This is a genomic window from Bradyrhizobium sp. HKCCYLR20261, assembly GCF_051168435.1.
GTDB lineage: Bacteria > Pseudomonadota > Alphaproteobacteria > Rhizobiales > Xanthobacteraceae > Bradyrhizobium.
Genome location: NZ_JBNPUZ010000003.1, coordinates 656,656 through 667,500 on the forward strand (window position 1 = coordinate 656,656; position 10,845 = coordinate 667,500).

A 10,845-nucleotide genomic window follows, 5' to 3' on the forward strand; every position below is an offset into this window, starting at 1 on the left:
TGTCTCGCAGGGCCAAGGCCGTCTCGATGCCGTCACGTCCATTGCAGCCGGTCGTTGATCCTGGCCGTCTCCATGTGATCCTGCAGGACCTTGAGACGGACGAGATCGGACGAGCGAAACTCCGCGTCCTTGAAGTTCATCCGTGTCAGGCCGTCGATCAGGTTCTGGATTGACTGGTCCAGCGTGACCTGCGGCTGATGCCGGGGAGCCAGGGAGCGATAGAGGCCGAAATCGACCTTGTAGGAGCGGCTGTCCACCGGCGCGGAGGTGTTGATCGAAACCTCGGTCCCCGGCACCTTCGCCGCCACGGCGTGGGCGAGATCCCTGACCTGGTAGTTGCGGTCGTCCGATCCGGCATTGACCGTGAGAAAGTGGCCGCCCGTCGCAGCCGGACGGTCGATCGCCCAGTCGATTGCGCGTGCCATGTCGGCGACGTCGATCAGCGGACGCCAGGGCGTGCCGTCCGACAGCACGCTGATCTGCCGGCGCGTCAGCGCACAGGCGACGAAATCGTTCAGGACGAGGTCGAGCCGGAGCCGGTCGGACATGCCGCAGGCGGTGGCGAAGCGCAGGCAGGTGATGATCATGCCGGTGTCGAGCGCCGCAAGCGCCTGTTCCGATCCGATCTTGGATTTCGCATAGGCCGTGATGGGATTGAGCGGATCGCCCTCCTTGCGCGGCGGGCCGTCCGCGATGCCATAGACGCTGCAACTCGAGGCGAAGACGAAGTTCTTCACGCCCGCCGCTGCAGCAGCCCTGGCGAGCGCCACCGTGGTGTTCTGATTGATGTCGAGCGTCACGTCCTGGAAGCGGTTGCCCATCGGATCGTTGGAGATCGCAGCCAGCTGCACCACCGCGTCGTAGCCGCGGAGATCGAGCGACATGTCCCGGACGTCGCCATGGATCTGCTCGTCGAGATACCGCTCGGGCACCACCGGCGCTCCGGTCAGGCAATGGGCGAAATAGGCGTTGTCGAAGCCATGCAGCACCGCGTCCGGCCGAGATGCCCGCAAATGCTTCGCGACAACCGGACCGACATAGCCCATGTTTCCGGTAATCAGGACTTTCAAAATCATCACCTCTCGAGCGGCAAACCGAAAATTTAAATAACGAGCCTCAAATATAATTTAATATGATATTTATTGTCCAGCAGATCGAGACACCCCCCATCCGATCAGCGATAGCAAGACTGCCGCTCAGGCACAGCTCACTGAAACGACTATATAACAATGGGTTACACAGCAAAAAACGGCACCTACGACGCCCCCTTCGTTCGGAAACGCCGTTCCCTCACCGCAATTTAATTCTTCAAAATAAAATAAGCCACGAATTGAACAAACGACAACCGCAAACATCGTCCGCTTTAATTCGACTTGTCATATTGAGATGCGTCTCGCCCACGTGACGACTTCATCCGCCGCGGCGGGCGCATCGGCTGGATTTTTGAGAGACAGAGCATGACGCTATCCGCCGGCGACTGGGTCGAAGTCCGCAGCAAGGAGGAAATCCTGGCCACCCTCGACGTCAATGGACGGCTCGAAGGGCTGCCGTTCATGCCGCAGATGTTCAAGCTCTGCGGACAGCGCCTCCAGGTCCACAAGCGTGCCCACAAGACCTGCGATACGGTGACCGGCTACAACACCGGCGAATGGCTCGGACGCCGGCTTCCGAACACGGTTCATCTCGAGACGCGCTGCGACGGCGAAGCCTATGGCGGCTGCCAGGCGGCCTGCCTGATCTTCTGGAAAGAGGCCTGGCTCAAGCCGGTCGATGTAGTCCAAGCCGCTTCCGCCGATCGCGACCATGCGGCGGCCCGCCAAGCCTCCGGCGGATGCACGGCGCGCGCGGTCTGGGACGCAACCAAATCGCCCGAGCAGCAGCCGGGAAAAGGCCCGCGCTATTCCTGCCAGGCGACCGAATTGCCGAACTATACGCAGCCGCTGAGATGGTGGGATGCCCGGCAATATGCCGAAGACGTCGCCTCCGGCAACGTGTCGGCCGCTAAGATGCTGCGCGGCATGCTCTACTTCGCCTATGTCGGCGCCACCATGGCGCGCCGGCCGAAGCTCGGCCGTCCGGCGCGGTGGTTCTATGACCGCATCCAGTCGCTCTGGGGCGGCGTGCCGTTTCCGCGCAAGCGCGGCATCCTGCTGAGCGACAAGGATGCGCCGATCGCACATCTCGGCCTGCAGCCCGGCGATCTCGTCCGCGTCCGCCCGCACCAGGACATCCTGGCGACCATCGACAAGCAGACCAACAACCGCGGCATGGGTTTCGACGCCGAGATGGTGCCGTATTGCGGCAAGGTGTTCCGGGTGCGCACGCGTGTCGAGAAGTTCATCGACGAGCGCACCGGCTACATCCGGCGGATGAAGACGCCGGCCGTCATTCTCGACGGCGTCTACTGCCAGTCGCGCTATAGCGAGAACCGGCTGTTCTGCCCGCGCGGCATCTACGCCTGGTGGCGCGAGGTCTGGCTGGAAAGGGTGCCGGCCACAGCCGTGGCGCAAGCCTCCGCGCCTGAGGCCATCGAAGTGCCGCGGCGCGCCACGGGGTGATCCCGGCATCGAAGCGCGCGTCGCTCGCGTGCGGCGCCGCGCGGCTCAGCCGAGCGACAGCTTGCGGACGACGAACCCCTCGGCGTAGCGCTCGGCGGCGCGGCACTCCATGCCGCGAAGCCGCGCCAGGCCCATGAAGGTCTCCGGATCGAACCACTGCTTGGAACGCTGGCTGCCGAAATGCGACATCAGCAGCGCGACCTTTCGCTTCATGATCCGCTCAGACACCGGCATGTAGACGTTCGGCCGCCCGAGGTCACCGTCCCATTTCGGGATCTCGTATTCGAGCACGAGATGATCACGAAACGTGTTCCAGACCAGCCGGTTGACCTGCCGATGATCCTGGTGCGCATCATCGCGGCGATGGGCGAGAACGACGTCGGGATTGATCCGGCCCTTCAACTGCTCGAACCAGGCCTTGATCTCCTCGCCCTGCTCCGGAAAAAAACCGTCGCGAAAGCTCATGATCTCGAGATGGCGGCCGGCGGCCTCGGCGAGAAAATCGTCGGCGGAGGCCCTCGCCTCGACACCGCGCTCGTCATTGCCGCTGAGCACGCACCAATGGACGTCGAGGCGAACGCCCTGATCGAGCCAGGTCAGCAGCGTGCCGCCCGCCCCGATCTCGATGTCATCCGAATGCGCCCCGAGACACAGCACCGACAGCGAGTCCCCGCGGCCGGCGAGTTGCAGCGCCCTCATCCGTTCACCACCGCAGCAAGGTTCGCGCTGGAATGCCACGGCGTGTCGCCACGCTCGATCATTTCCTCGAGCACCTGGCGGTCCCGGAGCGTGTCCATCGCGCGCCAGAATCCTTCATAGCGGTAGGCCATCAGCTCGCCCCGATCGATCAGCCGCTTGAACGGCTGCACGACGAGCTCATCGCCTTCCTCGATGTAGTCGAAGATCTCCTTGCGGAAAATGAAGTAGCCTCCGTTGATCCAGATGTCCGAATCATTGCTCGCCGCCATGCGGTTCACCGTGCCGCCTGCGTCGAACTCGGCCAGATGGAAGCTGATCGGCGGATGGATCGCGATGAAGCAGCCGATCTTGCCGCTGCGCTTGAAGCGCTCGATCATGTCGGGCAGCGGCGCGTCCGTCAGGCCATCGCTGTAGTTGGCGAGGAAAATCTCTTCGCCTTCGACCATGTGCCGGACCGCCCGCAAGCGCTGTCCGATGTTGCGCCAGATGCCGGTGTCGACCAGCGAGACCCGCCAATCCGCCGGGCGCTCGCCCAGCAGCTCGATCTTCTTGCCGAACTGCGAAATGGTGCAATCGGTCGTGGCGGCCTGATTGTAGTTCAGGAAATAGTCCTTCACCACATTGGCCTTGTAGCCGAGACACAGGACGAAGTCGCGATGCCCATACTGGCTGTAATACTGCATCACGTGCCAGAGGATCGGCTGGTGGCCGATCGGAATCATCGGCTTGGGAATGCTCTCGGAATATTCCCTGATGCGCGTGCCAAGTCCTCCACAGAACAATACAACCTTCATGACGCGACGTCCTTGGGATCCACGATCGTTGAAAATGAGACCTATCAATCCGTGCAGCCGCGCCGGACGGTCTGCCGCCGGCGCTTCGCGCTCTCCGCCCGCTTCCCCTCCGCCCCGGGATGATCATTCCTCCGGGCGAGGCCGGCGCAGAGCACCTGCGAAAGGATGGTACTCCAATTAAATACACCCCGAAATTAAATATTAACACGGTCGCCGGAAAAAATATTGCTCTGCGGACATTAAATCGACACAAGCGTGGGGGACCCGGGGGCGCCGGCACGTCCCGCGCAGGTGAATCATCAGCAATGACATTCGCTTGCGGGCAAGATGCTGCAGCCGGAGCACGTCGCGGGAGACGGCCGGCCTCAGCAACGAGAACTGTTCCGCGAGACAATTTTTCATTGTCCAAATTAAATATCATGATTATATAAAATCAAATCTACTATTTAACTGAGTTTCGACACCGATATCCCATGAATTACGTGGATCAGCCCGAGACTCTCGATTCAAATGGCGTGACGTCCGCCGTATTGGCGGAGCGGCAATCCGAGGGGCGCAAATGGCCCCTGCATTACGATTCCGTGGAATCGTTCGCGATCGCGGCCGATGTCGCCACGATCACGGCGTCGAGCGTCCTGTCCGGGTTTCTGTACCATCTGCATGACGCCGCCGGCGCCAACGACGTCAGCAAGTCGCTGGGGCTGGCGATCCTCGTCTCTGCCCTGTTCGTGTCGTTGATGAAGATCCGCGGCATGTATCGCCCGACCGAGCTCCTGATCCTGACACGCCAGATCCGTGCGGTCTGCCTTACCTGGAGCACGGCGTTTCTGGTTCTGGCGGGCGCGCTGTTCGCGCTGAAGATCGGCAGCGAATTCTCGCGCGGGACCAGCATCGTATTCGCCATGTTCGGGCTCGCCGCGCTCGTTCTGCATCGGCGCATCACTGCATCGCTGCTCGCGAAGGGGCTCGCGGAGCGGCGTTTCTCCGGACGCTCGATCGTTCTGATCACGGACGCAGAGGGACAGGACAATATCGGACTGACCCAGGCGCTCACCGACGCCGGGTTTCGCGTCAAACGGCAGTTTTTGCTTCCTGATTCCACCTCGGATCCGGATCAGCGGCAGCATATGGTCGCGAGTGTGATCGATTATGTTCGCGGCTCGGACGTCGAGGAGATCGTGGTCGGCGCCAGTCCTGATCCCCGGTCCGACCTGCGCACGCTCGGCGCCGAGTTGCGGGTCCTCCCGTTTCCCGTGAGCTTCGTGCCCCTTGGCCCGGCGTCGGATATCTTCAAGCGACCTCGCCGCGAACTGGGCGATGCGGTCCGCATCGAGCTGCAGCGCGGCCTGCTCAGCCCCTTCGAGCACGCCGCAAAACGAGTCATTGACCTGGCGCTCGCTGGCATCGCGCTGACCGTCTTGTCGCCACTGCTCGTGCTGGTGGCGATCGCCATCAAGCTCGACTCACGCGGGCCCGTGCTGTTCCGGCAGCAGCGCTGCGGCTTCAACGGCCGATCATTTCAGATCTACAAGTTCCGCACGATGTCCGTGCTCGAGGATGGCCCCCGCATCATCCAGGCCCAGGCGGGCGACAGCCGGTTCACCCGACTGGGGAGCTGGTTGCGCCGGACCAGCATCGACGAACTGCCGCAGCTTCTGAACGTGCTCAATGGCAGCATGTCGGTGGTGGGTCCCCGTCCCCACGCTCTGGCGCATGACAACGAGTTCGACAAGCTCGTGCGGAACTATGCCTTCCGCCGTCGGGTCAAGCCGGGACTGACCGGATGGGCGCAGGTCCATGGCTGCCGCGGCCCGACACCGACGCGCGAATCCATCGAACGTCGCGTCGAGCACGATCTCTGGTACATCGACAATTGGAGCCTGTCGCTCGATCTCGCCATTCTGCTGAGAACACCGCTCGAACTCATTCGCGGCGACAACGCCTACTAGCGCGCTGATGGGCGGACGGAGCGCCGCGAACGATCAGGCGCGCTGACGGCGCCCCTTGGCCCCACCGGCCCCGTTGATCTCGAATTCCTCGATTCGACGTCCGGTCTTGATCGCCGCCACCAGCCAACGTGGCTGCTTGCCGCGTCCGGACCAGGTCTCCGACGTCTGCGGATTGCGATACTTCGGCAGCACCCGCGGATATTTGCGTCGCGCCTTCCCGCCGGCGGTCTGGGACACCGCGCCATCACCGCCGGTTCCCTCAATGGCACCGCGACTCCGGTTGAGCACCGCCAGACGACGTTCGAGCTCGCGCTTCTCGGACGTGATCCTCACGGCCAGGATCTGGCTGATCTGCTCGTGGAGGGACCAGAGGTCATCGAAGGACATCGCGTCGAAATCGATCTTCTTGGTGGACATGCAGCGACCCTTGTCTTTGATCTCTATCCTGCCGGATTAATGTCATATAATTCGGTATTTCGTTCCGCAAGTGGTTCGCAGTCGGAAAATCAGAATAATTCCCTCGTTCTCTCTTAGCCAGCGCGAATAGTTGTAGCCCGGAAAAATATCAACCCGCAACCTTTTCGGGCGATTGTGTCGGCTGCGCGCAGCGGCGCAGGATAAAATCGGCACCATCGACCGAAAGATCGCCAAATCACCACGTTTCAGGGTGGATTTCTGCATTAAATGGCGCGCCCGCGTCAAAATGTCGTGATTTTGGCGGCCGCAAATTGCTCGGCGATGGCACTCGGCCCAGGCTTTTGGTGCAGGGCCGAAGACGCATACAACCTATTCTGGCGCGGCGCGCCGGACATCCCGAGTTTCGATATTGAACTCCGCGCAGAAAATACCGCCGGCCGATTTAATTAAGCACTCCGGCGTGAATATGCCGCAATGCCGCCGGAAATCCCGCGCCGGCGAGATCGGCGGGATTGCGATGTTCGTGATCCCCGCACAAGGCACGCATTAAAATGGGGTGACCGCGCCCGCGTCTCGCGCGCGCTGGGACCAGAGAAGCAACGGAGATCGGCGGGGCGCTGCGGCGCTGACTTTGCGTCAGAGATCGCGCAGGCGGGCGGCGCATCGGATCGAGAGGAGCACGTCGGTGACACCGATGCGATGAACACCGGTCGTCAGGCCTCACGGCAGGCCTCTGAGCCACGCTGCCTGAAACAGCGTATCCCGGCAAATCGGGATCCCGTCTGCGGATCTTGCGACGCCGACGGCCCCCGCCGGTTCGAACGCGCCTTGTCTCTCCGCACCGTCTGCCCGCGCTTGAACGGCTATGTGTGCTGTCTGGCGCGGCCGACCAGAGATCGCCGTGGCACGATCGGATGAGCCGTGCTGCGGTGGCGGCGGGTCGTGACCTGGCGGCGCTGAGAGACCTTCGGATGCTCCGGCCGCTTGTCCAGGCTACGGCTGATGGCGCGAATCTCGCCCAGGAGAACGTTGCAGAGCTCAATCTGCGACAGCAGTGCCGATGGCGCCGCGTCGGCCGAGGCAAGGGATTTGATGGCCGCCCTTGCCGCGCGCATTTTTTTCAGCGACCTCAAAACGGCCTCTGAAGCTCCGCCGCAATCCGCCTCCCCGTCATCCTCAATCAACGCGCTCTCAAGTTCGTCACTCAAGGACGGACCCCACTCGTTGGCGAGATTTCAGAGGAGCTTCCCGTCGGACGCCGACGAATTGCGCCATCAGGACGCGCGGCTTTCCCGGGATTAAATTAACCACTCGCGACAAGTTAATTTACCACTTTGAATGCAAGACATTAAATACTTCCGGCACTTGGCGGGTCAGTAGCGTCGCAGCACCGCATCGCCCGAAAGGCCTTATTAAGCATCTTTCGTCGGGGAAAATTGCAGCTTTAGTTTGTTCGAGCCGCGCCTTTTCTGGCGCGGGCCGTTCGCGGAATATCATTTAATTAAAGATTGCACGAAGCTCCACACGCAACCTTTTATTTAATTTTCGCGCGCCGCCCCGCCCCCGAAGCAGGCCGCTTTGCCGAGGAGGCCGCACCTGCGGCCCAGGTCATGCGGGGCCGATCGCGAGAGCTACCAGACCATTGGCCGATCCGGCGCACCGCAGACCACGACACGACGAACCTGTACGCCGCGGGGAGTCCGGACGGCAACGCGCCGAATGCAGCCAGGATAGATCGCGAGATTGTAGTGAAACGGCGTGGCTTCGAACGTCCCGCTCAGCCGGCAGAGCTGGCTGAGGTCCGGCCCGCACTCCGTGAGCGGATAAAGGCCCCGCGCCGCTCCCGGCTCAGGGAGACCTGCGACGACGATGCTGGCGAGCGCGAGGGCCGCGATCCTGACGACAGTCGACAACAGCGTGCCTCCCCATGCTGCGATAGCTGATCGTGCAGCATAGACGTCATGGGGCGTGTCCGACAACTCGGGGAAGATGGGGATTCGGCGCCCCGCGTGTGGGCGAGTGATAACCGTTGCTCAACGGCTCTGTGCATAAGATCAGTGGGTTTCGAGATAATCATTGGAGTTTGCCTCACCGGGAGGCCGACCGCCCTGATAATGACCAGGAGACGGTAGCTCGGTGGGTCCGACTGTGACCTAATTGGCACGGCAAGACAAAAGCGGATCTTCCCCAGGAGAGGTGCGCTTTCACCCGGAATGGTGGCCGGATAGGTTGGAAGCAAGCGGGGCGGCGGCTTCTCTATGGGGGAGGAGCAGCGTGGGGAAACGTATTTTTGTTGTATCCGGGGATGCGTTTAAAGGCTCTGATTGATCTGCAGCGGGCTGGCTCCTTCATCCGCGCGATCGCAGCGGCGGTTTCCGTCTGGCCGGTCTCGCGCCGCGCGGCCCTGTCGCGCCCTGCCTTGTCGCTGCTGGCCCTGGCGCTGCTGGCGATCATGCCTGCGTGCTCATTCCTTCCCGGCACGGGCCCGACCAGCGACGCGGTCAGCGATAACGCAACGGCCAGCGTGCGCTCGAATACGGCGCTGCCTTACGCCCTCGTCGATGTCAGCTCCGAGACGATCGGCTTCCTGTCTCAGCCCAATCTCGTCACCTTCCAGGGCGTGTTTCCGGACAAGCGGCCGAAGCCGGTGCAGGTCGCGGGCATCGGTGACGTTCTGAACGTGTCGATTTTTGAGGCCGCTCCGGGCGGATTGTTCACGCCGCCGACCGCCGCCGGCGCTCGCCCCGGCAATTTCGTGGATCTGCCGGCCCAGGCGGTCGATCAGCAGGGCAACATCCGCGTGCCCTATGCGGGCGAGATTCCCGCCGCCGGCCGGACCCTTCCTCAGATCGAGCAGGAGATCGTCTTCCGTCTGCAGAAGCGGGCGCTCGAGCCGCAGGTCGTGGTCAGCCTGAACCAGCAGCATTCCAGCGTCGTCAGTGTTCTCGGCGACGTCAATACGCCGGGGGTCCTCGCCCTCAACAGCGTGGGCGAACGTCTTCTGGCGGTGATCGCCCGCGCCGGCGGCCCGAAGCATGAGGCTATCGAGAGCTACGTGACCCTGCAGCGGGACGGCAAGCGCGTGCGCGTGCTGTTGAGCCGCGTGGTGCAGGATCCGCGGGAGAACATCTTCATTCGCCCGAACGACGTCATTTACATCACGCGGGAATCGCCCACCTTCACCGCGCTCGGCGCCCTCAATCAGAACGTCTTCGGCTTCAATTCGGAGATTTCCTTCGATACGGAGACGCTGACGCTGGCGCAGGCGATCGGCAAAGCGGGCGGCCTGAACGACCAGCAATCCGACCCGGCCGAGGTTTTCCTGTATCGTTACGAGGAGCGGCCCCTGCTGCAGAAGCTCGGCGTCGATACCAGCCGCTTCATCTACGACCGCATTCCGACGATCTACCACGTCAATCTGCGCGATCCCTCGGGCATGCTGCTGGCTTCCGGCTTCCAGATGCGCAGCAAGGACGTGATGTACGTCGCGAACGCCAAGGTCGTCGACTACTACAAGCTGCTCGCGCTGATCAACAACACGGCGACGACCGCGTCGAGTACGGCCAACGCGGTAACCAACGTCAACACCGCCAGCAAGACCCGATGGTGAGGCGGAGCGCCGCGCAGGCCTGATCAGCGGCAGCCGCGGTATCGCATGAGATCGGCACCGACCGCGAGCCGTCGTGCCGGCACGTCCCGTGGCGCCGTCGGTGTGACAGACCGTTACAATCCGCCACTCACCGAGACCAAACGACACCGGCGCGGCATCTGCGCGCGATATCGCAAGGTCAATCTCCCTCCGCAGGCGACGCGATCGCCGGCGGGACACATTGGGAGACTGACGTGAAGACAACCCTTGGCACCCTCTTGCTGGTGGCCGCCCTGTCGGCGGCCGCCGCGGCTGACGCGAATGCCTGGACCCGCAGCGGCTCGATCACCGGGCCGCGGGGGACCACCAATTTCGGGGGCTCCGGCAGCTGCGCCGGCGGCGCCTGCGGCTGGCAAGGCGGCGGCACGGGTCCCGCCGGACGCAGTTGGTCGCGGTCGGGCTCGGCAAGCTGCAGCGGCGGCAGCTGCACCGTACAGGGCCAAGGCAGCGGTCCGCGCGGCAACGCCTACAGCTATAGCCGCACGGTGACGCGCTGAAGCGAAGGCTCCAGCGCATCATCAAGCCCCTGAATTGACCCGGTCCGCTTGCGACGCGAGCGGACCGGATCGTCTTCCCGGAGGCGTGCCACGCATCGATGGCGGTGGAGATGCCCTGCCCGGCTCGCCGGCAGCAGCATGGTCAGGATTGTCGAACAGGGAGCTGCGCGAGGGCGAGTCGCCCGTTGCTACTGAAACGAGACCGGCAGGCTCTGGAATTTCTCGCCCGGGGGTGCGCCTTCCGGATACATGTCGAACGCGAATCGCGCGCCGACTTCGGAC

Annotated in this window: 11 protein-coding genes (1 of these 11 only partly in view); 4 read left to right on the forward strand and 7 right to left on the reverse strand. The window is 63.0% G+C overall.

Features of this window, described 5'->3' with window-relative positions; all coding sequences use genetic code 11:
* Positions 1-32 precede the first annotated feature (32 nt).
* Positions 33-1,070 carry an NAD-dependent epimerase/dehydratase family protein gene (locus tag ACQR1L_RS10010; protein WP_434857814.1) on the reverse strand — a complete coding sequence of 346 codons (1,038 nt, stop codon included), beginning with the start codon at positions 1,068-1,070 and terminating at the stop codon, positions 33-35.
* A 387-nt stretch (positions 1,071-1,457) separates the two neighbouring features.
* Between ACQR1L_RS10010 and ACQR1L_RS10015 the strand changes: the two genes are divergently transcribed.
* The gene (locus tag ACQR1L_RS10015) at positions 1,458-2,558 is read left to right on the forward strand and encodes a hypothetical protein (RefSeq protein WP_434857785.1); all 1,101 of its coding nucleotides are present in this window, start codon (positions 1,458-1,460) and stop codon (positions 2,556-2,558) included.
* Positions 2,559-2,603: 45 nt separating this feature from the next.
* Here ACQR1L_RS10015 and ACQR1L_RS10020 read toward each other — a convergent pair whose 3' ends face one another.
* The gene (locus ACQR1L_RS10020) at positions 2,604-3,257 is read right to left on the reverse strand and encodes a PIG-L deacetylase family protein (protein ID WP_434857786.1); all 654 of its coding nucleotides are present in this window, start codon (positions 3,255-3,257) and stop codon (positions 2,604-2,606) included.
* Positions 3,254-4,051 (reverse strand): glucose-1-phosphate cytidylyltransferase, encoded by a 798-nt coding sequence (locus ACQR1L_RS10025; protein WP_434857787.1) that lies wholly within the window; start codon positions 4,049-4,051, stop codon positions 3,254-3,256. Before ACQR1L_RS10025 ends, ACQR1L_RS10020 begins: the two co-directional genes overlap by 4 nt.
* Positions 4,052-4,524: 473 nt before the next feature.
* Here ACQR1L_RS10025 and ACQR1L_RS10030 point away from each other — a divergent pair, with 473 nt between their 5' ends.
* Positions 4,525-6,000, forward strand: coding sequence for an undecaprenyl-phosphate glucose phosphotransferase (locus ACQR1L_RS10030; RefSeq protein ID WP_434857788.1), 1,476 nt, complete (start codon positions 4,525-4,527; stop codon positions 5,998-6,000).
* 33 nt (positions 6,001-6,033) lie between these two features.
* Here the strand turns inward: ACQR1L_RS10030 and ACQR1L_RS10035 are convergent, their stop codons facing one another.
* The 3 genes from ACQR1L_RS10035 to ACQR1L_RS10045 all read right to left on the reverse strand — a co-directional run bounded on the left by ACQR1L_RS10035 (position 6,034) and on the right by ACQR1L_RS10045 (position 8,330).
* Positions 6,034-6,417, reverse strand: a complete 384-nt coding sequence (locus ACQR1L_RS10035; RefSeq protein WP_434857789.1) for an H-NS family nucleoid-associated regulatory protein — start codon at positions 6,415-6,417, stop codon at positions 6,034-6,036.
* A gap of 863 nt (positions 6,418-7,280) precedes the next feature.
* On the reverse strand, positions 7,281-7,625 hold the full coding sequence (locus ACQR1L_RS10040; RefSeq protein WP_434857790.1) for a hypothetical protein: 345 nt from the start codon (positions 7,623-7,625) through the stop codon (positions 7,281-7,283).
* A gap of 423 nt (positions 7,626-8,048) precedes the next feature.
* Complete coding sequence (locus ACQR1L_RS10045) at positions 8,049-8,330, reverse strand: hypothetical protein (RefSeq protein WP_434857791.1); 282 nt, start codon at positions 8,328-8,330, stop codon at positions 8,049-8,051.
* Positions 8,331-8,707: 377 nt separating this feature from the next.
* Here ACQR1L_RS10045 and ACQR1L_RS10050 point away from each other — a divergent pair, with 377 nt between their 5' ends.
* Complete coding sequence (locus ACQR1L_RS10050; protein ID WP_434857792.1) at positions 8,708-10,027, forward strand: polysaccharide biosynthesis/export family protein; 1,320 nt, start codon at positions 8,708-8,710, stop codon at positions 10,025-10,027.
* A gap of 233 nt (positions 10,028-10,260) precedes the next feature.
* The gene (locus ACQR1L_RS10055; protein ID WP_434857793.1) at positions 10,261-10,563 is read left to right on the forward strand and encodes a hypothetical protein; all 303 of its coding nucleotides are present in this window, start codon (positions 10,261-10,263) and stop codon (positions 10,561-10,563) included.
* 188 nt (positions 10,564-10,751) lie between these two features.
* On the opposite strand, the gene ACQR1L_RS10060 is transcribed toward ACQR1L_RS10055, so the two are convergent.
* Positions 10,752-10,845: the 3' portion of a hypothetical protein gene (locus ACQR1L_RS10060; RefSeq protein ID WP_434857794.1), read on the reverse strand. It continues 131 nt past the right edge of the window; only the last 94 of its 225 coding nucleotides appear in the window; its start codon lies beyond the right edge, outside the window — the gene reads right to left on this strand; its stop codon occupies positions 10,752-10,754.

Coding starts and splice junctions, on each gene's coding strand:
- ACQR1L_RS10015 (WP_434857785.1), top strand. CDS start 1,458: ATGACGCTATCCGCCGGCGACTGGGTCGAAGTCCGCAGCAAGGAGGAA.
- ACQR1L_RS10025 (WP_434857787.1), bottom strand. CDS start 4,051: ATGAAGGTTGTATTGTTCTGTGGAGGACTTGGCACGCGCATCAGGGAA.
- ACQR1L_RS10035 (WP_434857789.1), bottom strand. CDS start 6,417: ATGTCCACCAAGAAGATCGATTTCGACGCGATGTCCTTCGATGACCTC.
- ACQR1L_RS10020 (WP_434857786.1), bottom strand. CDS start 3,257: ATGAGGGCGCTGCAACTCGCCGGCCGCGGGGACTCGCTGTCGGTGCTG.
- ACQR1L_RS10030 (WP_434857788.1), top strand. CDS start 4,525: ATGAATTACGTGGATCAGCCCGAGACTCTCGATTCAAATGGCGTGACG.